Origin of the sequence: Muricauda sp. SCSIO 65647, assembly GCF_021534965.1 — a bacterium.
Classification (GTDB): domain Bacteria; phylum Bacteroidota; class Bacteroidia; order Flavobacteriales; family Flavobacteriaceae; genus Flagellimonas_A.
This window is the reverse complement of sequence record NZ_CP091037.1, coordinates 3,331,534-3,356,687: the sequence shown is the minus strand read 5'-3', so window position 1 is coordinate 3,356,687 and position 25,154 is coordinate 3,331,534. Positions and strand designations below refer to the sequence as shown.

Sequence of the window (25,154 nt, the reverse complement as noted above, 5' to 3'; positions counted from 1 at the left end):
GAAATACAACAAAAAGTAGATTCCCAGAACCATGAAATTTACAGTTGTCAACCAAATATTCATGAAAAAAGCCATCTTAGATCAGGATATGTTACAAGTGTAAACGGGTTTTTGGCAAACAAATATCACTTTATCGTAACATATTTTTAATCATACATTTATATTTTAATATATGAACATATAGTTTAATAAATATTGTTCATATTCACTTATTGTGATGTTTTTGTTTTTACAGATTTGATTAATTTCGCATTATAAAAATTTACCATTGTGAATGATAGCTTTGTGGCACGGCTCAAAACCATAATCGGGCATTACGAACTATCTCCTTCCACATTTGCAGATAAGATTGGGGTACAGCGTTCGAGCGTCTCCCATTTATTGAATGGAAGGAACCGCCCTAGCTTGGACTTTGTCATGAAAGTCATCAAAACTTTTCCTGAGGTAAATCTCTATTGGCTATTGAATGGAAAAGGCGGTTTCCCCGACCCAACTCCTAAAGAGAACGCTAATCCTAAAACATCAACATCTACCCCCTCCAACAAAATTACCCTTGCAGACACCGAAAAAAGGCCCACAAAAATTGTTGTTTTTTACAACGATGGCACTTTCGAGTCATTTGAGCCAAAAAAATAAGGGCACAACATTATCCAGAACCTTTTATTGTATTTAATTTGCAGCTATGTACAGATTTCTGTCTTTGTCGATTATTCTACTGTTGGTTTGCTGCCAACCCGCACCCGAGCGAAATTGCGAAGCATTTAAAATCGGTACTTTCACTTTTACCACTACAATCGATGGGCTAGAGAAAACGACCATTTTCACCCGATTGGAACATATTGAGATTGAAGCGTTTGAGGAAAAGAAAGACACCTCCTCTGTTCGATGGATCAATGATTGTGAGTATGTGCTGAAAAAGTTGAATCCTAAAAACCAATTGGAAGAGAAATCCATCCATATTAAAATCTTGACTACTTCAGATAGTTCTTATACCTTTGAATACAACGCTATTGGCGATAAACGAAAATTTAAAGGCGAAGCCATAAAAACACACTGACCATGTTTGAAATCCTAGCCAGTCCTGACGCTTGGGTAGCGCTGATCACGTTGACATTTCTTGAAATCGTTCTGGGCATTGACAATATTGTGTTCATATCGATTGCCGCCAATAAACTTCCTCCAAAACAACAACGAAAGGCAACGAACATAGGGCTCTTATTGGCCATGGCACAACGTATCATATTGTTGTTCGCGGTGTCATTCTTAATCGGTTTAAGCAATCCGTTCTATTATGTGAAGACCTCATGGCTGTATGTCGGCTTGAGCGGTCAAGCCGTGATTCTATTCTTGGGCGGACTGTTCCTCATCTACAAAAGCACTTCTGAGATACATGAAAAAGTAGAACTGCCCGAACACGATGAAGATCAAATCAAAGCGAAGAAAATCAATACACTTTCAAAAGCCATCGTTCAAATCATCATTATCGATTTTATCTTTTCAATCGATTCAATCTTAACGGCCGTTGGCATGACCAACGGTATTGGCAACAAACCTCAAGACGCCTTGGTGCTAATGATCATCGCAGTGGTTATTTCAATCATCATCATGATGGTTTTCGCAAATGGTATTCGAAAATTCATCAACAAGCATCCATCGATGCAGCTATTGGCACTTGCTTTTTTAATCCTTATCGGATTCATGTTGATAGCCGAAGCCGCGCACCTTAGCCATGCGAAAATCTTTGACCAAGAAATAGGCGCGATACCAAAAGGGTATCTCTACTTTGCCATTGCCTTTTCTTTGCTGGTCGAGTTTTTGAACATGAAACTACGGAAGAAGCAAGAGTTCGTTGAAGAAAAAACCGATATTTCTTAAGGGCTATGGATATTGTCCGGTTTACCTAATCGATAAAGGGGTTACGCAGTCGATTTGAAATTTTCCCGCTTTTGTTTTTCAAACAAGTCTTGTTGTTGCTTGACGGTCAACGTGCTTTTGTCATGGCTCCACCCTGGTGGACCAAAAACATACATCAATTTATGCGATAGTGTTTTTGTCTTTTTGACGTCTCTCCAAATATCCTTGAACTCATGGGTTAGAATAACCAATGGGTTATAGGAACCGGGCGAATGAATGACCCCATACTCCACATCTATTTCATCGTCAAGTTCCTTCCAAGTGCCAAATAGTTTATCAAAAACATTCAAGAATCCGCCATGGTTCTTGTCCAGATATTCCACATTCTGTGCATGGTGTACTTGGTGCATGGTGTGCGTGTTAAAGATCTTTTCCAAAACACCGAGCTTCGGTATGTAAACAGAATGCAGTTGAAATTGCCATAGTGCCTCAATGCCCAAGCACACCACCACCATTTCAGGCGGAAAACCGATAGCGGGCAACCACATATAAAATAAGGGTTTGTAAAGAATGGTAAACCAACCATTGCGCACTGCAGTACCCAAATTATAATTGTCGGAAGAGTGATGAACAATATGGGCGGCCCACAAGATACGCACCTTATGGTTTGCGCGATGAAACCAGTAGTATGTGAAATCATCGGCCAACTGGCACAACAGCCACACGTACCAAGCATATCCAAAAGATTCGTAACCTAAAAGATTGGTTCGTGTACCATCGACCATAGGATTGAACGTTTCGTAAACCAGCTCAAAAAGAACAATAGCAAAGATTACTTTGAAAAGCGGACCTAAAAGTGCAGATCCAATTCCCATGAAGCCACTAGCTGCCAGGTCTTTCCACTCATAAATATGGTCATCACCATGGGTCTTGCTGTAGGTTAACTCAAGTAAAATAAAAGCGATAAAAACGGGAACACCGTACACCAGTGGGTTGGTGAATTCCATAAAAAAAAATTAGCAGATTAATCTGTGTATTTGCTGAAAATACAGAGAATAAAGGATTAAAACAATGTTGTTTGCTCGTTATCTCCCTTTTGACTTTTGATATCGTCTTCACTTGAGGTGGCATGTGAAATGTTTTCTTCATCGACCACTTCAATTTCTTCGGCCTTTTTAGGCGCTGGTGGCGTATAGGGCAAAGGTTCCATCTCATTGATTTCGAGCACTTTTTCTTTGGTCAGCTGGTTGCCCATTGCGGTGATGCCCTTGACCGCTATGAACGATTCCAAATCAATTTCCCAGTTGTCTTTCCGTTCTTCGCCACGCTTTTTCACGAACACGACCTCAGCCCGTGGTCGGTAGTCAATAAATACTTTTTCAAGATATGATTTAGAATGGTCTGTGATGATGGTTTCCTCCTTATCGGGATTTTCAATCATAAAACGTTTGACGTAAAAGAGCTCTTTTTCCCCTTCCCAATAAATGGCGGTAAGGGGTTTCTTGGAATCCCATTTTTCCAATACCACCAAATCGTCATCAAAACGCAGCGTAAGCTCTGGAATCACCGTTTTAGCAACTCCCTTTTGATTGATCAACAACAAACGGTCAGCACTGGTGAACTCGCCCAATAGCTCTCCCCTTTCATCAACGTTCAAACGCTGCACCGTTTCATCAAACCAAAGTTTTCTGGGCTTCAACGTCGAGAGTCCCTTTTCTTTCAACTCAATACGCTTAACGGCATATTTGGTCACCAAATTACCCTTCGAGTTACGTCCCTTGATAAGCACATCGGCAAAATCGAGATCCCATTTCAACTTTTTGATGCTTCCTGTTTGGCGAAGGTTCACCGTGACCACTTCAGCTTCCCCGTTAGGGTTGGCAGTGAAATACAAGACGTCAGAGCTTGCCTTGCCATTGGTGAGGTCATAAAGCTTGTCTCGGGTCACACCGGTGACATTGAACCGCTTGATATAACTGGGGCCACCCCTACCATCCTTATAGATCATGTTATAGGTGGTGCGCTTATCCTTTTTCTTGAAAACGGCCACATGAACGATATTCTTGCCCACAAAAGTTTTGGAATCGACCTTGGTGACCATCATTTCTCCTTTTTTGGTGAAAACGATGATGTCGTCGATGTCACTGCAATCGGTCACGTATTCATCACGGCGCATCGAAGTGCCCACAAAGCCCTCTTCACGGTTTACATACAGTTTTGTATTGCGTATGACCACTTTGGTAGCCTCTATATCGTCAAAAATCCTGATTTCAGATTTTCGCCCACGCCCGGCACCGTACTTTTTCTTCAGTTCTTTGAAGTAATCAATGGCATAGTCGGTCAAATGTTGAAGATGGTGCTTTGTCTTTGCAATCTTTTCATCAAGGCTCTCGATGTGCTGTTGGGCCTTATCTAGATCAAACTTCGAAATACGTTTGATACGAATCTCGGTCAACTTGACTATATCTTCTTCGGTCACTGCCCTTTTCAACATTTTGATATGGGGCTTAAGGCCCTTGTCAATGGCTTGGATCACGCCCTCCCAGGTTTCTTCCTCCTCGATATCGCGGTAAATTCTGTTTTCGATGAAAATGCGTTCCAATGAAGCAAAGTGCCATTGTTCTTCAAGTTCTGAAAGTTGTATTTCGAGCTCTCTTTTAAGCAGCTCGACCGTATGATCGGTAGAACGTTCCAACATTTCCTTAATTCCCAAAAAGATGGGCTTGTTGTCTTCTATGACACAGGCCAAGGGAGAAATCGATGTTTCGCAAGCGGTAAAAGCATAAAGTGCATCGATCGTTTTGTCGGGCGAAATGCCACTTGGCAGGTGGACCAATATTTCGACCTCGGCAGCAGTATTGTCTTCGATACGTTTTATTTTGATCTTTCCCTTATCGTTTGCTTTTAGGATGGAGTCGATCAAAGAAGAAGTGTTGGTGCCATAAGGTATCTCGGTTATTACCAAGGTGTTTTTGTCTTTTTGCGAAATTTTGGCACGCACCCTGACCTTGCCCCCCCGCACACCGTCGTTGTAATTGGTGACGTCGATGATACCGGCCGTAGGAAAATCAGGAAACAGTTTGAAACGCTGCCCCTTCAGATGTTTGATGGAAGCATCGATGAGCTCATTGAAATTGTGGGGGAGAATTTTAGTGGAAAGTCCAACTGCAATGCCCTCGGCACCCTGTGCCAACAACAAAGGGAATTTCACCGGAAGGTTGACGGGTTCTTTCTTTCTGCCATCATACGAAAGCTGCCATTCGGTGATTTTCGGACTGTAAACCACCTCTAGGGCAAACTTTGACAATCTGGCCTCGATATACCGTGATGCAGCTGCACTATCACCGGTCAAGATATTGCCCCAGTTGCCCTGGGTATCGATCAGCAGGTCTTTTTGGCCCAATTGCACCATCGCATCGGCGATACTGGCATCGCCATGGGGGTGGTATTGCATGGTATGCCCGACGACATTGGCAACTTTGTTGTAACGACCGTCATCCAATTCTTTCAGGGCATGCATGATACGACGCTGTACCGGTTTGAAGCCGTCTTCAATGGCGGGCACGGCCCGCTCGAGAATGACATAAGAGGCATAATCCAAAAACCAATCTTTGTACATGCCCGTAACCTTCGTCAAGGTCTCTTGGCTTTCGTCTTGAAATCCCTGTGGCTCGCCGTTCAATTCACCATTTTCTTCCATTCAGAAATATCAACTAACTGTTTTACAATTGGTTTTCTTCGACCAAATCAAGTTCTACTTTAAGATTTTCTATAATGAATTCTTGACGGTCTGGGGTATTTTTGCCCATATAAAACTTCAGTAGGCTATCGATGCTCATGCTCTTGTCGAGCATCACGGGTTCTAGTCTGATGTCATCACCTATAAAATGTTTGAACTCGTCAGGTGATATCTCGCCCAATCCCTTAAATCGGGTTATTTCAGGTTTTCCCGAAAGTTTTTCGATGGCCTTCCGTTTTTCTTCGTCACTATAGCAGTAGATGGTTTCTTTTTTATTGCGCACCCTGAACAAGGGGGTCTGTAAGATATACAGGTGGTTTTCTTTTATCAACTCAGGAAAGAACTGAAGAAAAAACGTGATCAACAATAAGCGGATGTGCATACCGTCAACATCGGCATCGGTGGCGATCACAATATTGTTGTACCTGAGGTTTTCCATCGATTCTTCGATGTTCAACGCGGCCTGCAAAAGATTGAACTCTTCGTTTTCATACACTACCTTTTTTGACATTCCGTAAGAATTCAAGGGCTTTCCACGAAGACTGAACACCGCTTGGGTATTGACATCACGTGATTTGGTGATGGAACCGGAAGCCGAATCACCCTCGGTGATGAACAGGGTGGACTCTAGCCGCCTGTCGCTCTTCATGTCGCCAAGGTGTACGCGACAATCCCGTAGTTTTTTATTGTGCAAACTGGCTTTCTTGGCACGCTCACGCGCCAATTTGCGAATGCCCGAAAGTTCTTTTCGTTCTTTTTCGGCCTGCATGATCTTGCGCTGCAACGTTTCGGCCGTTTCGGAATTTTTGTGCAGGTAGTTATCGAGTTGCCTTCCGATGAAATCATTGATATAGGTGCGCACGGTGGGCAGTCCGCCTCCCATTTCGGTAGACCCCAATTTGGTCTTGGTCTGGCTTTCAAAGACAGGTTCCATCACCTTGATGGAAATCGCCGAAATGATCGATTTTCGAATGTCAGACGCATCGTAGTTCTTTCCGTAGAAATCGCGAATGGTCTTTACCACGGCCTCCCTGAAAGCCGCTTGGTGCGTTCCACCTTGGGTGGTATTCTGACCGTTGACGAACGAATGGTACTCTTCACTGTACTGTGTCTTGCTATGGGTCATGGCCACTTCGATATCGTCTCCCCTGAGATGAATAACGGGGTACAACATGTCATCGGCATTGGTATTGTCTTCGAGCAGGTCTTTAAGTCCGTTTTCTGAGTGGAATTTCTCACCGTTGAATACAATGGTCAACCCTGGATTGAGGTACACGTAGTTTCTGAGCATGCGCTCGACATACTCGTTACGGTATTTATATTTTTTGAAAATGGATTCGTCGGGCACAAAACTGACCTTGGTACCCTTTCTTCGTGAGGTTTCTTCAAGCAGCTCTTCATTGACCAGCTCGCCTGTTTGAAACTCGGCCGTTTTCGACTTTCCATCCCGGGTCGATTCTACCTTGAAGTACGTGGAAAGCGCATTCACCGCTTTGGTACCCACACCGTTCAAACCCACTGACTTCTTAAAGGCCCGGGTATCATACTTGCCCCCAGTGTTCATCTTTGAGACCACATCGACCACCTTCCCCAGGGGAATGCCCCGCCCATAGTCGCGTACGTTAACGGTATTGTCACGAATGGAAATCTCTATGGTCTTGCCCGCACCCATCACAAACTCATCGATACAATTATCGATGACCTCTTTTAATAAGATGTAGATACCGTCATCAGCAGAAGAACCATCGCCCAATTTACCGATGTACATACCGGGACGCATGCGAATGTGCTCTTTCCAGTCAAGTGAGCGTATGTTCTCTTCGGTATATTGGGCCTGCGCCATTTATTCAGGGTTTATCCTAGCTAATATAAAATTTAGGGCCAAATATCAAAATGTAGTACCAAGAAAGTAATCAACAGCGCTTTTTAATAACTCTAGCTATATGAAACGTAGGTCGATCGGCAATCAAACATTGAACCTAAAGTGCATCACGTCACCGTCTTTGACCACGTAGTCTTTGCCCTCGACCCGCATCTTGCCGGCCTCTTTGACTTTGGCCTCACTGCCATATTGCACATAATCGTCGTACGAAATGACCTCGGCGCGAATAAAGCCCTTCTCAAAATCGGTATGGATCACGCCCGCTGCTTGGGGGGCGGTCGATCCTATTTTGATGGTCCAGGCACGTACCTCTTTTTCACCGGCCGTGAAATACGTCTCTAAATTCAACAATTTATAGGCCCCGCGAATAAGTTTTGCTGAACCGGGTTCTGACAATCCCAAATCTTCCAAGAAGAGCTGGCGTTCTTCGTAGGTATCCAACTCGGTAATATCCGCTTCGGTGCCCACGGCCAAGAAAATGACTTCTGCATCTTCATCGACCACGGCTTTCTTTACTTTTTCAACATAGGCATTGCCATCGACCGCCGCGGCCTCATCGACATTGCAGACGTACATGACAGGTTTGTCGGTGATCAGTTGCAAGGGCTTTACAAATTCGGTGCGATCGTCATCAGCAACTTGAATGGCACGCACTGAAATTCCAGATTCCAAGCCCGATTTCAGTTCATTGAGCACCGCTGCCTCTTTCTGGGCTTCTTTGTTACCGGTCTTGGCCGCACGGTTTACCTTATCCAATTTTTTTTCAACGCTCTCGAGATCGCGCAATTGAAGTTCGATATCGATGGTCTCTTTATCGCGAATAGGATCTACAGAACCGTCGACATGCACCACATTGTCATTGTCAAAGCAGCGCAGCACATGAAGAATGGCATCGGTCTCCCGAATATTGCCCAAAAACTGGTTTCCCAGGCCCTCACCCTTGCTGGCCCCTTTTACCAAACCAGCGATATCGACAATTTCGACAGTAGCCGGCACCACTCTTTGCGGATTCACCAATTCTTCCAATTTTTCTAAACGTAGGTCAGGTACGTTGACCACTCCAATATTCGGCTCAATGGTACAAAACGGAAAGTTGGCACTTTGTGCCTTGGCATTTGAGAGACAATTGAAAAGTGTCGATTTTCCGACATTTGGCAATCCTACGATTCCAGCTTTCATTCTTAAAATTTAATGGCCGCAAATATAAGTTGAAGTTTTAGAAAATGGGCCATCGCGACCGTTTCTAAACCCGCTTGATCGCAAAATAGATGAACAGCGCCAAAATGGTAAGAAAGGCCAATATGGCTATTACGGATAGTATGCATCCCGCCTGTTTCCAAAAACCGCTATATTCTTTTTTCTTTTCCATAAAAAAACCGAGTCAAGAAGACCCGGCCAATTTACTCCAATTATAAACAATATTCATTCATCTGGGTGCATGAAACGTTGCTTGCCCAAGAGTTCTTCCTCGGTCTCGACACGGTCTTCATCAGGCACACAACAGTCAACCGGGCAAACGGCAGCGCATTGGGGCTCTTCGTGAAAGCCCATGCACTCTGTACATTTATCGGGAGCGATATAATAGATTTCATCACTTATGGGTTCTTGTACCTCTTCAGCATTTACGGCCTTGCCATCGGGCAATACCACATCACCTTTTAGTGAAGTGCCGTCTGCATAACGCCACTCATCGGCACCTTCATAAATAGCCGTATTGGGGCACTCGGGCTCACACGCCCCACAATTGATACACTCGTCAGTAATAATGATTGCCATGATTTTCTTTTTCTTAGCGCCGGTTTCTCAACGGCATGCTTATTTTTACACAAAAATAACCCCTGCGCAACTGTATTACAAATTTAATGACCGAACGGAACACAATATTGAACGCTTTTGTTAAACTGGGCACTTATCTAGGTGATTTTTGTGAAAATGGCAATTCGAACAACACTGGCTTTGAACTGTTGAATGATGCCGTGGCAAAAGCCGAACGACAAAACGGCTGGTTCACACGAGATAATATCTTATTTGCGTTACGGCAATGGGCAGAGGCCTTGACGACCAAGAACCTTGAAAATTGGCTTGAAACGTATGACATTCCACAAGGCAGGTCTTCAAAGACCATTTCCATTGTTATGGCCGGCAATATTCCCCTTGTCGGTTTTCACGATTTTCTATCGGTGTTGATCACTGGCAACAAAGTGCTTTGTAAACTGTCATCGAACGATAAAAATCTTTTACCGGCACTATCAGCATTTCTAATGAAAGAAGAGCCCCTTTTAAAAAATCGCATTCTGTTCGCAGCTAGTAAAATCGAAGACTTTGATGCCGTAATCGCCACGGGAAGCAACAATACCGCACGTTATTTTGAGTATTACTTTAAGGACCATCCACATATCATCAGAAAAAATAGAACTTCCGTCGCAGTACTCTCGGGCAACGAAACCAAAGAAGACCTAGAAGCCTTGGGTGAGGACATTTTTCGATATTTCGGACTCGGTTGTCGAAACGTCTCAAAGCTATTTGTGCCCAAAGGTTACGATCTTGATACGTTTTTCAATGCCATGTTCAAATACAAATCCGTGATAAACCATCACAAATACGCCAATAACTATGACTATAACAAGGCCGTTTACCTGATGAGCGAGTTTCAGATTTTTGACAACGGATTCATCATTTTAAAAAAAGACCAAGGCCTTCACTCCCCCATTGCGACACTTTTTTATGAGGAGTACGGTACGGTAAAAGCCCTTGGGCAAAAACTCAATGAAAAGAATGATGATTTACAGTGTGTGGTATCTCAGATGAACCTTGAAAATGAAATCAATTTTGGCCAGACCCAGAAACCAAAACTTGATGATTATGCGGACGGAATCGATACTGTTGATTTTCTATTGAAACTAGGGCTTGGAGTGAAGAACCTTGACGGTGGACGATAGTGGGTAGATGGTAGGCAGTATGCAGTGAGCGGTGAGCAGTATGCAGTGAGCGATAAGCGGAAAGCAGTAAGCGGAAAGCAGTAAGCGGAAAGCGGTAAAAGGCATTTGAACTTTGATTGAATAGGAAATACAACATTGAACCTTGAACAGACGAGCCACTACCGACTACAGACTACAGACTACAGACTACTTTCAAACCCCGCAATCTTGAACCTGAAAACCCGATTACCCGCTTTATTTGGCATGTAACCAAGTAGCTAAATGAAATTGTCTTGTTTTACCCCCACTATTCGTTTTTCTTTCCAGTAAAAATTCAGACCTTTATCGCTTAATTTTTTAGGATGAAAAAACACAATTTTAGCGCAGGTCCCTGTATTTTGCCCAAAGAAGTCATGCAAAAGGCAGCCGAGGCAGTCATAGAGTTAGATGGTATCGGTCTTTCACTGATTGAAATATCGCATCGAAGCAAAGAATTCGTGGCCATCATGGAAAAGGCCCGTTCATTGGCTTTGGAGCTCTTGGGATTGGAGGGAAAAGGCTATTCTGCCCTATTCTTACAAGGGGGTGCGAGCACCCAGTTTTTAATGACGGCCTACAATCTGCTCGAAAAGAAAGCAGGTTATGTAAATACAGGTACTTGGAGCCTAAAAGCCATTAAAGAGGCCAAGCTTCTCGGTGATGTGGTCGAGGTGGCCTCTTCACAAGACCAGAATTTCAATTACATTCCAAAGGGCTACAAAATACCATCAGGCTTAGATTACCTGCACCTTACCTCGAACAATACCATTTTTGGCACACAGATAAAAGAATTTCCAAAAACCGATGCGCCATTGGTCTGCGATATGAGTTCTGACATCTTCTCACGCGAACTTGATTTCTCACAATTCGACCTCATCTACGCGGGTGCACAGAAAAATATGGGCCCGGCAGGTACGACCCTTGTAGTGGTCAAAGAGGATATTCTGGGTAAAGTAGGCCGCAAGGTTCCTTCGATGCTCGACTATAACATTCATATTGCCAAAGATAGCATGTTCAACACACCTGCGGTTTTTGCGGTATATGTGTCGATGCTTACCATGCAATGGCTCAAAGATTTGGGCGGAATACCGGCCATCGAAGAAATCAACGAAAAAAAGGCAAACCTCATTTATTCAGAGATTGATTTGAATCCCGTTTTTGCAGGCTTTGCGGCCAAAGAAGACCGTTCGAACATGAACGCTACCTTCAATATCACCGATGAAACACTAAAAGAAACCTTTGATACACTGTGCAAGGAAGCGGGCATAAGCGGTATCAACGGGCACCGATCCGTTGGGGGCTACCGTGCCTCTATGTACAATGCCATGACTTTGGAAAGTGTGGGCACCTTGGTCGATATTATGAGCGATCTTGAAAAAAAGGGATGATAAGTGATCATCTCAATCAATAAAGAAAAAAATGACATGGGTATAGACTTTTTTGAGCATACCTTACAGAGCCCAATCAAAATAAATTTATCGAACCTGCCTACCAGACAGGCGGGAGCAAAGCGGTTCCTAGAGCAACAGGTTTTGGAATGGCTTTAATACCAATCTATCACAAAATTTTACACAGATGAAAATATTGGCCAATGATGGCATTTCAAATGCAGGCAAAAGTGCCCTTGAAAAAAATGGTTTCGAAGTATTGACCACCAAGGTGGCCCAAGAACAGCTTGAAAACTATATCAATGAAAACAGTGTGGCGGCACTATTGGTGCGCAGTGCGACCAAAGTGCGCAAAGACTTGATAGATGCCTGCCCTAGCCTCAAACTGGTTGGCCGTGGCGGAGTGGGCATGGACAATATTGATGTCGATTATGCCAAATCAAAAGGAATTCATGTCATCAATACCCCAGCTGCTTCTTCAGAATCGGTGGCAGAGTTGGTTTTCGCACATTTGTTTGGCGGGGTACGCTTTCTGCACGACTCCAATCGCAACATGCCCTTGGAAGGCGATTCCAGATTCAAGGAACTGAAAAAAAGCTATGGTGGTGGCGTTGAGCTTCGCGGAAAAACCCTAGGGGTCATTGGCTTCGGTCGTATCGGCCAAGCAACGGCAAAAATTGCCCTAGGGGTCGGCATGAAGGTCATGTACCACGATATGTATGTGCCAGAAGCTACCATAAAATTGTCATTTTATGATGAACGGTCCGTAGGTTTTGACCTCAAGAGCGAAACCAAGGAAACTGTGCTAAAAAATGCTGATTTTGTAACGGTACATGTGCCGGCCCAAAAAGACTATGTATTGGGTAAAAAAGAATTCAATATCATTAAAGAAGGGGCCGCCATAATCAATGCGGCGCGCGGCGGCGTTGTCGATGAAATTGCCTTGGTCGAGGCATTGGAAAAAGGAAAGGTATCTTTTGCCGGACTCGATGTTTTTGAGTCTGAACCGCGGCCCGAAGTGCAATTATTGATGCATCCGAAAGTCTCGCTTACCCCCCATATCGGAGCGGCCACCAATGAAGCTCAAGACAGAATTGGCCTTGAACTGGCCTCTCAGATCATCGAACTTTTGAAATAGTACTTTTTTAGATTGTATCCCATTTGACATGTGTACTTTTTGTACATTGTCGCTTCATTCTAAACACTACGAAAATGTCAGGATTACTAGACTTGATCAACAGCCCGATGGGCAAACAGCTAATTAGTGGCACGGCACAGCAAACGGGCCAGTCAGAAAACAAAACGGCACAGGTACTGAGCATGGCCTTACCGGTTCTCATGGGGGCAATGAAACGCAACACGTCAACACAAAGTGGTGCACAAGGGTTGTACAACGCATTGAACAACAAACATGATGGCAGTATTTTAGATAACTTGGGCGGACTCTTTGGCGGAGGTGTTGATAGAGAGGTCGTTGATGATGGTGCAGGTATATTGGGGCACATTTTGGGCGCCAAGCAACCTCAGGTTGAAAATGCCTTGAGCAGCAGAACCGGTATTGATTCGGGATCGGTAGCCCAAATTTTGAAAATTGCCGCCCCAATACTTTTAGGGTTTCTGGGAAAACAGACCCGACAACAGAACATTAACGACCCACAGGCACTCAACGGATTGCTCGGTGGACTTTTAGGCGGTGGCAGCAGTGCCAACAAGCAACAATCATTGATAGAAACGTTCTTGGATTCTGATGGTGATGGCAGCGTTTTAGATGATTTGGCCGGAATGGTCTTGAGTGGAGGAAAACAAAAACGAAGCGGCATTGGTGGTTTGCTGGGTGGGCTTTTCGGAAAATAGCTATCCACCAATAATAACCTAAATTAACAGAGCCATTCACCAAAATGAATGGCTTTTGCTATCTTATATGGCATACATTTTGTGCACAAAAAATAAAAAGAAAATGAAAAAGATCGTATTGAGTACCCAAGTCTTGTTAATGGCCGTGTTTTTGAGTCTCAGTAGCTGTACCGCCAAAAAGCAGGTCAACAGGGTTGCCGAAAAAAATGGGGATAGCGTAGAGATTTCAGAAAAAGAGAAAGAAGTCTTTGACTCGACCGAAGAGAAACCGGTTGAGATTTCAGATGAAGAGTCAAACTACCAAATCATTATCATCGACCCCGGCTTTTATAATTGGTTGCTTAGCATAGCTCGCCCTGAAGGCTATTATTCCCAGCAATTCTTAGAAAATCGAAATCAGTTGTATGTTATCGAATGGAACTGGAGGGTACTTCAGCCCCAGAGATTTGATCCGCTTCTATATGAACAACAGATCAATTACGACCCGCAAATCGATTATGGCTACGAGGTAAATTATAAATTGTACAACTATTTCATATACTTTCAACGAAAGTATGGACTTCGCTTGGGGCCTTGGCTTCCCAGAATTTAAAGGGTATATTTGCCATCGATTTAAATCGGATGGAGAAAATAAAACAACGGTGGGATATTGTCAAAAATTGGCAATTGCTATTTCCGTTCCTAGGTGCTGCTTTGGTTGCTGTCACAGCTTATTCCATTGCACGAAGATTGTTGCATCTTTTTGAACTTAACAATACTCTTTTCGAGTGGATATTCACATTAGTGGTCGCCGCTTTGGGGTATTTCATCATGCTGCGATTTTTTCTTTGGTGTTTCAAAAAGTTGGAAAATAAATGGAAAGTCTCGTACCGTTGGGAAATGATAGCCATTTTTATCGTCTTTGCCATCACCGGAAGTGCTTCTGCAAAGCTCGCCGGGCCACTCACTGATTTACTCGGACTTCAAAAAGACGCCATCAGCGGTTGGATCTATTGGCCCGTTCGAATTCTTTTGATCTTCCCCATTTATCAAGTACTGTTGGTTTTCTTCGGATGGCTTTTTGGCCAGTTCAAGTTCTTCTGGAATTTTGAAAAGAAAATGTTGAAACATATGGGGCTCGGCTTTTTGTTCCCCTAAAATTATGATTCCCTTAACATACTGGTTCTTTTCAAAAGGGTTAGTTTTGCCACATATGGTGGAATTCAAAAGAATAGCGCCGATTTTTATCTTCTTGGCTTTGATGTCGATCAAAGTATCTGCGTTTCATGTCTATTCCCACCAAGACGCTGACGACGAGGTCGAAAATTGTGCCTACTGTGACCTGGCCATCGCGAACCAACAGATCGAATATACCCCCGTTTTCGCTGTAGCTGTTGATTTTCAACAATCCGTTGAGAAAAAAGAGCCAAGATTTTACGTTAGAACCGACACTACCGTTAACAATACCTGCCGTTCAAACCTTCTTTCTAGGCCACCGCCGGTTATTTGAACATTTCCACTCCACATTTGATCTATACTCCTTTAAAAAAGGAATAAACCTTAGTGTATTTAATGAAATTGTTGCTTTTCACAATGCTCTGCATTGGTATTCCATATTTTGTCATCGCACAATCTTGTGACCGTACCTTGACCGGTATGGTCATAGACTACCATGACAAGACCCCCTTGACGGGAGCCTCAATAACTGTTACCGGAAAAAATATCTCCGTATTATCAGATAATAACGGCAACTATGTCATCAAAGGACTTTGTGAGGGCAGCTATGAATTGGAAGTATCGCATCCTGAATGTACCACTCAGTTCATTCCACTGCAAATAGAAGGTGATAAAACCTTGGATATCAAATTGGAGCATCACCTAGAAGAACTAGAGGAAGTAAAAGTGGTTGGAGATGCAGTCTATGACAAAACCAATTCTGCACAAGAAGTATCGCTCAACACCAAGGCATTAGAGCAGTTTAGTGCTGCAAGCTTGGGCGATGCACTAAGGGAACTGGGCGGAATCTCGACACTGAACACTGGGGCCAACATAGTGAAACCTGCCATACATGGTCTGAACGGCAGTCGAGTTTTGATTTTGAACGATGGGGTACGTATGCAAGATATGGAATGGGGCGATGAGCACGCACCCAATGTTGACATCAATTCGGCAGGAACGATTTCTGTGGTCAAAGGAGCTTCGGCATTGCAATACGGTGGAGATGCCATAGGGGGAACAATTATTTTGGAACAACAACGATTTCCCCCAAAGGATACGCTGTTTGGAAAGACCTTATTGAACGGGGTAAGCAATGGACGGGGAGGAAGCATAGCCTCAGAAATGACCAAGGTTTACGATGGCGGATTTTTTATCAAAGGTCAGGGATCTTTTAAGCGATTGGGAGACCAAGAAGCTCCAGATTATATTCTTTCGAATACCGGAATACAGGAAATTGGTGCATCAGCTCAATTTGGGAAACGCTTGTTTGAATGGGGTTTTGCCGGAAAATATTCTTACTATGAAGCGGAAATTGCCATTTTACGGGCATCTCATATCGGCAATGTTGACGACTTGGTCAGAAGTATCAATAGTGGACAACCTGAGACCATTGAGGATTTCACCTATGACTTAAACAATCCAAGACAGAAAGTAAGGCATCATTTGGTGAAACTAGATGGCTACAGACGATTTGAGGGTTTGGGCAAATGGAGCCTTCAATATGATTTTCAGAATAATCGAAGACTTGAATTCGATGTGAGACGTGGAGACAGAGGTGACCGGGCCTCATTGGATCTAGAACTTATGACCCATACCTTAAGTACAGATTTCAAGTGGGATTCAAAAGAATTCATTCAACTCCATTTCGGACTAATGGGAAGATACCAAGATAATTTTGCCAACCCAGATACAGGTGTAAGACGATTGATTCCCGATTATGAAAAATATGACTTTGGAAGCTTTCTGATCGGAGAATTCAAGTTGCGGGAAAATTGGACTTTGGATGCAGGTGTCCGTTACGATTTTACCCGTATTGACGCCCTCAAGTTCTATCAAACCACCCGGTGGGAAGAGCGCGGTTATGATCAAGATTTCCCAGATTTGGTCATCGATGACCGCGGTACACAATTACTGACCAACCCCGTCTTTGATTACAACAATATTTCGGCCACTGTTGGTTTTCAGTATATGGCATCCAATGACCATAAGGTAAAATTCAATTATGCGCTTTCTCAAAGGGCACCTAATCCGTCAGAACTATTTAGTGATGGGCTGCATCATTCTGCCGCGCGCATAGAACTGGGAGACATTAGAATAGACAGTGAAACTTCACACAAAGTGATGCTTTCTTATGATAGGAGTTTTAGAAAATGGGGATTCACCTTTGAGCCCTATGCCAACTTTATCAATGATTTTATCCTTCTTGAACCCACAGGGGTTGAATTGACCATTAGAGGGGCCTTCCCCGTTTGGGGTTACCGACAAACAGATGCCAGGATTTTAGGAATGGACCTATTCGCATACTCCGATTGGTCGACCCATTGGCGCACTGAACATGTTTTTTCTTTGGTCAAGGGCAATGATGTCGACAATGATTTGGCGCTGATCAATATACCTGCAGCCAATTTTTCGAACAAACTGCTTTTTTCAAAACCAGAGTGGAAGGGATTGGAGCTTTCGCTTCAGAGTCAATATGTGTTCAGGCAAAATGAGGTTCCCCCGAATATCATGGTCTTTTCCCCAGAGCAACAACAAGATATCCTTTTGGAGATCAATACGCCCCCAGATGCCTATCATATCTTGAATTTCAATTCAAAACTGGTTTTTAACCTAGGGAAACAACTATTGACAACATCGCTTACTGTAAATAATTTATTGAACACTAATTACAGGGAATACCTAAATCGCCAGCGTTTTTTCGCAGATGATTTGGGCAGAAACATCATTTTACAATTAAAACTCAATTATTAATCTTAATCCTTTATTTTTTGTTATGAAAACAATCAAATTTTTATCCATGTTAGCCTTGACCGGGGTGCTTTTCACATCGTGTTCAGATGACGATGACACGCCAGAAGAAGTAAACGAAGAAGAGGTTATCACGACCATGACCATCACCTTAGATCCCGTTGGGGGAGGCGATAGCGTGGTCTTTCAGACCAGGGACGAAGATGGCGATGGTCCTAATCCGCCTGTTATTACTGCCCCTAATTTGGCAGGAAACACGACCTACAATGGCTCCATAGAATTGTTAAACGAAACGGAGGATCCTGCTGAAGACGTTACCGAAGAAGTTGAAGAAGAAGATGACGAACATCAATTCATTTTTGAAGTCAGTGGTGCAGTTGACAGCGCAACGGCTACCGATGAAGATGATGATGGTAATCCTGTAGGGCTGAGCTTTGATTTGGTGACTAGTACAGCGGGGGCCGCAACACTAACGGTAACCCTAAGGCACGAGCCGACCAAGCCCAATGATGGAACTTTGGCCGGGGCTGGTGGTGAGACCGATATAACCGCTACGTTCAGCTTTGACGTACAATAAAAAGGTTAATATATTATCAATTGGGGGCGAAGGTTTTTCGCCTCCAATTTAAAAAGTGGGCTGCGAGAAGACAAATAAATGGTTTGGAATACTATTGGCGACTTTGCTTTTGTTTCAGTTGTCTTATTATACCGTACATGTCTTCACTTCCCATATGTCAGATGCCCATATTGAAGCAACTGCCTACAACTCCCAAATCCACGAAAAAAACATTAGCTGCGAACTGTGCGCAAAATTGTTGGGCCAAACCCTATTTTTATGGGTTTGCCCTACCCTTCTGATCGCCTTTGTCGCTGCCATCACTGTAATAAATGTTGGCGAACCACTCATTCTTCCAATAGCTAAGGCCCTCTATCTTCTCAGGGGTCCTCCCTCTCTCTTATTTTAATAGCTGCGTCGTTTAAGAATAAACTCTTAAGTATTGAAAATAAATACTTTACAGTATTTATCGTAAAGTGATCATTTCATCATATAATTCAAACTTCATTCATCATGATAATAACCAATAACCTTACCAAAAAGTATGGTGGGCAGATGGCCCTTGACCATTTGAACCTCAATGTTAAAGAAAGCAACATCTATTGCCTTCTTGGTGCCAACGGCGCTGGAATGACCATCGGCATTATTGAAGAATACACCTATTTTCAGATTAACTCATCTGATTCCTTTGATTTGGTAGAAAAACAAGATTATGGTGACGGTAAAGGTTTTGTGACCATCCTTGAAGTCAAATACAAACGGATTGGCAAAAAGTAAAATCAAAAAACGGCATTCATGAAATATAAATACCCCGCCATATCCATAGTGTTTTTTTTCTTTTGTTTCAATATCGGTGCACAAGAAGAAGCGGGAACGGACAACTTTCCACCACCTGACAATGCCAAGGAAATCAGTGTCGAAAAGGCCTTGAATCAAATAAGGTTGGACGGAAGACTTGACGAAGAAGATTGGATAAAGGCTTCAATAACAGATGACTTTTTTAGAAGAGAACCCAGACAGGGTGGAAATGTGAAATATAAGACAGAGGTCCGTTTTCTTTATGACGACAAAAATCTTTATATCGGGGCGTTCTGCAAAGACTCCGTAGGTATAAAAGGCATTCGTATCCAAGATTTACGAAGGGACTTCAGTTGGGGTGAGAACGATATTTTCGGTATCGCCCTTGATCCCCAAAACCTAAAACAGTACGCGCAGGGTTTCCAGACCACTCCCTACGGTAACCAGCGTGACTTTCAAAATTTTAATGGCAACAATTTTGATACGGGGTGGAATACCCTGTGGCGTGTCAGAACCCAGCGAACAGAAGAAGGCTATACGATAGAAATGGCCATTCCCTTCAAAAGCTTGCGGTACAACCTTCCCGAATCAGGAAATACCATTGAACTCGGGTTTACTTTGGTTCGCTATGCCAGAAGGGATATCGAGGTATCCACATTTCCGGCCATACCCCAGTCGTTCACCCCATACCGAATGACCTATGCGGCAAAATTGACGGACATTGAAGCTCCGCCACCCTCGACCAACATTAGGGTCGAACCCTATGCGCTCTACCAGTACGACGAAAATATAGAAGGTGATCAACTGGTCGACAAGTTGAACGATCCCAAGGTAGGTGTTGATGCGAAGTGGGCCCTAAATCCAAAAACGGTTTTGGATTTAACGTTGAATACCGATTTTGCGCAGGCCGATGTAGACCTCGCAGTGAACAACTTAGAGCGGTTCAACATCTTCTTTCCAGAGAGAAGACAGTTTTTTTTGGAAAACTCGGGCATTTGGGCAGGTGGCCTACAGCAATCGATACGTCCTTTCTTTAGCAGAAGAATCGGCCTTCAGGGTGAGTTTAATGCCATACCGGCACCGATTGATGTTGGGGCCAGATTCACACAGCGAACAGAAAAAAGTGCTTTGGCCGGCCTTTTCGTACGCCAGCGCGAAACCGATAATTCGGCCGGTGCCAACTTTGGGGTCTTTCGATACTTGAAAAACTATGGTCGTGAGAACAATATTGGCTTGATGGTCACCCATCGGCTTGATGACAGCTATAGTGAATTGGGCCTGGAGAGCAATAACAACACCACGGTTACCTTAGATGGCCAAATTCGACCGACCAGTCAATGGGATATCCAGTATTTGCTATCAACGTCAATTGATGAACTTACCGGCAAAACGGGTTTTGCGGGTAGAATATTTGTCGGCAACGATTCCAACAAATATTATTATGGGTGGGTCACTGAATACACTGATGCCAACTACAACCCAAGAATGGGTTTTGTGCGCCAAAGTGATGTCATAAGGCACAATCCAGGGGGGTACTATATTTGGAGGCCAAAAAAAATTGACTGGATCAGAAGGTGGGATCCCGGAATGTTTGTCAACTATAACCATGATGCGACCGACCCCAGTCGTTTTCAACAGGCCAGCCTATACATTTTTCCAGTCTTCACCTGGTTCAGAGACAATAGTTTTTTAGAAGTCTCCACTACCCCTACATGGCAGAACATCAATTTTGATTTTTCACCGTTAGGGCTTGAAATTGAACAAGATAGATACTTCTATACAAGATATTTGGTTCAATACAATACCGACCTTTCGAAAAAATGGTCGGGAGATGTCGGCGTCGATTTCGGGGATTTTTACAATGGAACACGAACCACGATCAACGCTGCCGCTCGCTTCGCACCCATTCCACATGCGACCCTCTCCTTGAACTACGAGTACAATGATATCAATGGTGTTGGAATTCTAGAGGAAGATCTGGAAACCAATCTGTACACCGCGAACCTTAGGTTGGCATTGAACCCCAGGTTACAGTTATCGACATTTTACCAATACAACAGCTTTAATGAGCAAGGTCGATGGAACGTGCGCTTTAGTTGGGAATATATGCCCCTGTCATTTATTTATCTGGTCTTTAACGATACCCAGACAGACATCTTTGACCCCGTACAGCGCAGTACCCAGTTTATCAGCAAGATTACTTTTTTGAAACAGTTTTAGCAGTAGACAAAACCATCCATGAAACCACATAGAAGAACTTTTTTAAAAAAACTTTCCTTAAGCATCCTAAGCCTTGGTATGCCACTTGGCGTCACTTGGGGAAAGGTCTTCTTATTTTTTTTTGGTATGGCAGATCGACCTAGTTCCAGTTTCATTTTTTGTACTTTAGAAAAAAATAAAAACAACTATGAAAAACGCCTTTCGTTACGTTCTCTCCCTAATTCTTTTCATTCAATTTTCATCGGCCCAAGACCGAGTTACCGGTGAACCCTTTGCGACCCGTTCTGTCGTATTGGGCCAAAATGGAATGGTGGCCACAAGCCATCCCCTAGCCACCCAAATTGGATTGGATATGCTTAAAAACGGTGGTAATGCAATCGATGCAGCCATTGCGGCAAATGCCGCACTAGGACTTATGGAACCTACAGGATGTGGTATCGGAGGCGATCTTTTTGCCATTGTCTGGGACGGAAAGACCAAAAAGCTCTATGGGCTAAATGCCAGTGGTCGTTCGCCCCAAAAACTTACCTTGGAGTATTTTGAAAAAGAAGGTATGGAAAAAATCCCTTCGCACGGTTCATTGCCCGTGAGCGTACCGGGTGCGGTCGACGGATGGTTCGAACTCCATAATAAATTCGGGTCAAGACCTATGACAGAAATTCTGGGCCCTGCCATCGATTATGCTGAAAAGGGCTTTCCGCTTACAGAACTGATCGCTTGGTATATGCAGCGAACCGTTCCTTTTTTTGAATCAAAGGGTTTCCCAAATATCGAGGATACCTACAAATCACAAAATGGTGGCAAACTGCCCAATGAAGGAGAGATTTACAAAAATCCTTATTTGGCAAATACCTATCGAAAAATCGCTGAAGGCGGACGCGATGCCTTTTATAGAGGTGATATTGCCAAAACCATAGGAAAATTCATCAAAGAACAAGGTGGTTTTCTCTCTGCCAAAGACCTCGCTGACCATAAATCGGAATGGGTAGAACCAGTATCCATCAATTATAGGGGATACGATGTTTGGGAGCTTCCTCCCAACGGTCAGGGAATAGCTGCGCTTCAAATGTTGCAAATATTGGAAGGCTATGACTTCTCCAATATAGCATTTGGCAGCGCGGAACACTTGCACCTCTTTACCGAAGCCAAAAAACTGGCCTTTGAAGACCGTGCGAAATACTATGCCGATATGGACTTTTTCAACGTGCCGGTCGAACAATTGCTTTCAGATGATTATGCGGAAAACCGAAGAAAGCAGATCGGTGCCCGGGCAGGAAAATACGCTGCGGGCGAAATCTCGGCCGGAGAGACCATTTATATGACCGTAGCTGACAGCGAAGGAACTATGATATCATTGATACAGAGCAATTATAGGGGTATGGGCTCCGGTATGGCGCCTCCAAAATTAGGTTTTATGCTTCAAGACAGAGGTGAACTGTTCAGTCTCAAACGAGGGCAGGCCAATACCTTCGAACCTGGCAAGCGGCCCTTTCACACCATTATTCCAGCTTTTATTACCAAAGAGGGTAAGCCCTATGTCAGTTTTGGGGTGATGGGGGGCGACTTCCAGCCCATGGGTCACACCCAAATTGTGATGAACCTAGTCGATTTTGGTATGAACCTACAGGAAGCTGGTGATGCCCCACGTTGGGACCATACCGGTGGAGCCAGTCCCATGGGCAAAATCACTGAAAATACAGGACTGATTCGAACCGAATCAGGTATCCCCTACTCTACCCTACGTGGATTGATGGATAAGGGCCATAAGATTGGAACGGCCCGAGGCATCTATGGCGGGTATCAGGCGATTTTGTGGGATGATGAAAATAAGGTCTACCACGGTGCCTCTGAGAGCCGTAAAGATGGGCAGGCCGCTGGGTATTGAGCAAATAGCGGTGCGGTGCCCGTGCCCTTGATTTTTTTAGGTCGTTTTTAATGTTGATCTAAATGCTTGTTTGGCCACAGATAAAGAACTTGAATCTAAAAAGTGGCTGACGGTATATCAAGATGAATGGCCCGTAAACAGGGCGTATGCAATTGATTAAAAGGATACTATTTTGGGTGTGCTCTTTTTAAATCACCTCAATACTATTTCATCGATAACGTTCAACGTATCAGGATTGATCACCTTCATTTTTACGGTTGGCCCATCCACATAAAAGAGACAGACCGCATTCTCAACACTAAAGGCCTTGGTATGTTCACTCCAGGGCAATACCTCTTGCGCATAATATGGTGCACCTGCGGCACCATTGTTGATTTGATAGATGGGTCTTGAGACGTTCAATTTTTCATGGGGATAATCCTCGGGATAAATGGTGACTTCTTTGGTCAACTTCAAGCGATTGTAATTGTGCTCATCTCCGGTCAATATGGCCAATACCTTCTCACTTTTATTGATAAGAATATCGAGATACTGGTCGCGTCGCTGTATAATACCTTTTTCAAGTGGTTTACCCGCTACGAAAGAGCGTTTTTCATTGTTGCCGCTGTACCACATGTCGTCTTTGCTGTGACCCCCATTGGGAAATGCAGGGGTATGTTGGGTCACGAATATATGATCAATGGTCTCATCTGCTTCCAAAGAAGTGATGGTCTTTTCAAGCCATTTCAATTGATTGTCCATGATATAGCCATGCAGCCCGCCAGACGTGGCCGTATTTCTTGAGAGGCTTGGCGCATACCAATAGTCACTGTTCAATACCACGACCGCCACATTATCGTATCGATAATGAAATACATTTTCTGCATACGATGGAAAGTCAATGGTCGCAGAAGATGGGTCATAGGCACTTCCATCCTCGCTTTTCAGGGTCGATACCGGATTTACAAAGGCTTCTGCAAAGGCCATCTCGGCCGATTCGGTACTGAACGGAAATTTGTCGACAAACCCTCTTGTTCTTCCGGTGCTATCTTTAAAGATATAGCCCAAAGCTTCATGATTTCCCATACCCACTTGAAAGGGCATATAATGCCAAAAGGGTTCCACTGCTTTTTTCCAGTTGGTATATTGCAATTGGGTCTCGGCATTTGTTACCAGGTAACCATTGATAAGATCACCGCTAAATTGCATAAATGCCGCATTGTTGGCATATGCGACTGCGGCAATTTTTTTCATGATGTAAGCATTGGCCCCATAAATCTTCCGTTCACCGCCTCCAGTGGCATGTCGACTATCACTGGTGTATGCGAAAACGAAGGGTGTCTTGCTTCCCGGTCTTGGGGCGGTAGTCAAGTGGTATTGCTGCGTAAAACCATCATAGCTGACCGAATACGCATACTTTGTTCCAGGGGTCAGGTTAGTAACCGATATCTCATGGTGTGTTCCCAAAGGGCTTTCAATTGTTTCCCCATTGATCTGCAGGCTAACGGCCACTGGCAAGGTAGTGTTGAACCAAAGGGTGGCGCCGGTATCTGTAAGCATATTCACAAAAGGTCCCTCATAAATGGAAGGTGCAATGGCAAAGGGACCACTCCCCTTAAGGGATACCTCGCCATCATAAACCAACATGCCCGTTTCATCCATCAGACGGTATCCTATAGAGAGCATCTGGTTCTTTTGCCAATCTACAAAATCATAAGGGTACCTGAAGTCTCTTTTGATGTTGATCTCTACTTTGCCCGATTCCAGCGTTTTCACAAACCTAAAAACGGGTAATGGGTGTGGGGCCTTCCCATAAGGTATGAGTCCATAGGTAATGGTCCCCTCAAAATCCCCAAAATCCAGTTCCACGCCTTCATTTGTCCCTCGTGGGTTTCCGAACAACTGTTCAAGGCTGTAACGGGCATTGCTTTTAACCGCATAGTGGCGTTGGTCGCCCTCTTGAAGATAAAGTCCGTTTTCGTCTTCCTTGATATTGCTATAGCTCTTCGGGATGTCTATATTCTGGGCAACAATGAGGTTCACCGTTAACGAAAAGGATAAAAGGATGTTTTTTTTCATGATATATTGATATTGATT

Annotated in this window: 22 protein-coding genes; 15 read left to right on the top strand and 7 right to left on the bottom strand. The window is 43.8% G+C overall.

From position 1 onward, the window contains the following. Positions 1-270 precede the first annotated feature (270 nt). Genes L0P89_RS14845 through L0P89_RS14835 form a run of 3 tightly spaced genes read left to right on the top strand, consistent with a single transcriptional unit; the run spans position 271 to position 1,875 of the window. Positions 271-636, top strand: a complete 366-nt coding sequence (locus tag L0P89_RS14845) for a helix-turn-helix transcriptional regulator (protein ID WP_313790934.1) — start codon at positions 271-273, stop codon at positions 634-636. Positions 637-682: 46 nt separating this feature from the next. Next, positions 683-1,057, top strand: a complete 375-nt coding sequence (locus L0P89_RS14840) for a DNA topoisomerase IV (protein ID WP_235265897.1) — start codon at positions 683-685, stop codon at positions 1,055-1,057. A 2-nt stretch (positions 1,058-1,059) separates the two neighbouring features. Beyond that, on the top strand, positions 1,060-1,875 hold the full coding sequence (locus L0P89_RS14835) for a TerC family protein (protein WP_235265896.1): 816 nt from the start codon (positions 1,060-1,062) through the stop codon (positions 1,873-1,875). A gap of 41 nt (positions 1,876-1,916) precedes the next feature. On the opposite strand, the gene L0P89_RS14830 is transcribed toward L0P89_RS14835, so the two are convergent. The 6 genes from L0P89_RS14830 to L0P89_RS14810 form a co-directional block, all read right to left on the bottom strand. Continuing rightward, positions 1,917-2,861 carry a sterol desaturase family protein gene (locus L0P89_RS14830; protein ID WP_235265895.1) on the bottom strand — a complete coding sequence of 315 codons (945 nt, stop codon included), beginning with the start codon at positions 2,859-2,861 and terminating at the stop codon, positions 1,917-1,919. A 56-nt stretch (positions 2,862-2,917) separates the two neighbouring features. Further along, positions 2,918-5,554: a DNA gyrase/topoisomerase IV subunit A gene (locus tag L0P89_RS14825; protein ID WP_235265894.1), complete on the bottom strand. Its 2,637-nt coding sequence runs from the start codon at positions 5,552-5,554 to the stop codon at positions 2,918-2,920. Positions 5,555-5,576: 22 nt separating this feature from the next. Continuing rightward, positions 5,577-7,436, bottom strand: a complete 1,860-nt coding sequence (locus L0P89_RS14820; protein WP_235265893.1) for a DNA topoisomerase IV subunit B — start codon at positions 7,434-7,436, stop codon at positions 5,577-5,579. A gap of 123 nt (positions 7,437-7,559) precedes the next feature. Then, positions 7,560-8,654 carry a redox-regulated ATPase YchF gene (ychF, locus tag L0P89_RS14815; protein WP_235265892.1) on the bottom strand — a complete coding sequence of 365 codons (1,095 nt, stop codon included), beginning with the start codon at positions 8,652-8,654 and terminating at the stop codon, positions 7,560-7,562. Between the two features lie 64 nt (positions 8,655-8,718). Further along, the gene (locus tag L0P89_RS16980) at positions 8,719-8,844 is read right to left on the bottom strand and encodes a hypothetical protein (RefSeq protein ID WP_262911455.1); all 126 of its coding nucleotides are present in this window, start codon (positions 8,842-8,844) and stop codon (positions 8,719-8,721) included. A 53-nt stretch (positions 8,845-8,897) separates the two neighbouring features. After that, entirely contained in the window at positions 8,898-9,251 is a 354-nt protein-coding gene (locus tag L0P89_RS14810; protein ID WP_235265891.1) for a 4Fe-4S dicluster domain-containing protein, read from the bottom strand. Between the two features lie 86 nt (positions 9,252-9,337). Here L0P89_RS14810 and L0P89_RS14805 point away from each other — a divergent pair, with 86 nt between their 5' ends. The 12 genes from L0P89_RS14805 (at position 9,338) to ggt (ending at position 23,078) form a co-directional block, all read left to right on the top strand. Further along, positions 9,338-10,414 carry an acyl-CoA reductase gene (locus tag L0P89_RS14805; RefSeq protein ID WP_235265890.1) on the top strand — a complete coding sequence of 359 codons (1,077 nt, stop codon included), beginning with the start codon at positions 9,338-9,340 and terminating at the stop codon, positions 10,412-10,414. Positions 10,415-10,755: 341 nt separating this feature from the next. Beyond that, a complete protein-coding gene (gene serC / locus L0P89_RS14800) occupies positions 10,756-11,820 on the top strand; it encodes a 3-phosphoserine/phosphohydroxythreonine transaminase (protein WP_235265889.1) in 1,065 nt (354 codons plus the stop codon). 187 nt (positions 11,821-12,007) lie between these two features. Then, entirely contained in the window at positions 12,008-12,958 is a 951-nt protein-coding gene (locus L0P89_RS14795; RefSeq protein WP_235265888.1) for a D-2-hydroxyacid dehydrogenase, read from the top strand. A 74-nt stretch (positions 12,959-13,032) separates the two neighbouring features. Further along, on the top strand, positions 13,033-13,674 hold the full coding sequence (locus tag L0P89_RS14790) for a DUF937 domain-containing protein (RefSeq protein ID WP_235265887.1): 642 nt from the start codon (positions 13,033-13,035) through the stop codon (positions 13,672-13,674). 103 nt (positions 13,675-13,777) lie between these two features. Next, positions 13,778-14,266, top strand: coding sequence for a DUF6146 family protein (locus L0P89_RS14785; protein ID WP_235265886.1), 489 nt, complete (start codon positions 13,778-13,780; stop codon positions 14,264-14,266). Between the two features lie 29 nt (positions 14,267-14,295). Further along, positions 14,296-14,811 carry a DUF6787 family protein gene (locus L0P89_RS14780; protein ID WP_235265885.1) on the top strand — a complete coding sequence of 172 codons (516 nt, stop codon included), beginning with the start codon at positions 14,296-14,298 and terminating at the stop codon, positions 14,809-14,811. Positions 14,812-14,914: 103 nt separating this feature from the next. Further along, positions 14,915-15,163, top strand: coding sequence for a hypothetical protein (locus L0P89_RS14775; RefSeq protein ID WP_235265884.1), 249 nt, complete (start codon positions 14,915-14,917; stop codon positions 15,161-15,163). 62 nt (positions 15,164-15,225) lie between these two features. Beyond that, positions 15,226-17,622: a TonB-dependent receptor domain-containing protein gene (locus L0P89_RS14770; protein WP_235265883.1), complete on the top strand. Its 2,397-nt coding sequence runs from the start codon at positions 15,226-15,228 to the stop codon at positions 17,620-17,622. Positions 17,623-17,668: 46 nt separating this feature from the next. Then, complete coding sequence (locus tag L0P89_RS14765) at positions 17,669-18,196, top strand: type 1 periplasmic binding fold superfamily protein (protein ID WP_313790933.1); 528 nt, start codon at positions 17,669-17,671, stop codon at positions 18,194-18,196. A gap of 492 nt (positions 18,197-18,688) precedes the next feature. Further along, positions 18,689-18,952 (top strand): hypothetical protein, encoded by a 264-nt coding sequence (locus L0P89_RS14760; RefSeq protein WP_235265881.1) that lies wholly within the window; start codon positions 18,689-18,691, stop codon positions 18,950-18,952. A gap of 18 nt (positions 18,953-18,970) precedes the next feature. Further along, positions 18,971-21,193, top strand: a complete 2,223-nt coding sequence (locus tag L0P89_RS14755) for a DUF5916 domain-containing protein (protein ID WP_235265880.1) — start codon at positions 18,971-18,973, stop codon at positions 21,191-21,193. Positions 21,194-21,380: 187 nt separating this feature from the next. Further along, the gene (ggt, locus tag L0P89_RS14750; RefSeq protein ID WP_235265879.1) at positions 21,381-23,078 is read left to right on the top strand and encodes a gamma-glutamyltransferase; all 1,698 of its coding nucleotides are present in this window, start codon (positions 21,381-21,383) and stop codon (positions 23,076-23,078) included. A 192-nt stretch (positions 23,079-23,270) separates the two neighbouring features. On the opposite strand, the gene L0P89_RS14745 is transcribed toward ggt, so the two are convergent. Beyond that, a complete protein-coding gene (locus tag L0P89_RS14745) occupies positions 23,271-25,136 on the bottom strand; it encodes a fibronectin type III domain-containing protein (protein ID WP_235265878.1) in 1,866 nt (621 codons plus the stop codon). Positions 25,137-25,154 lie beyond the last annotated feature (18 nt).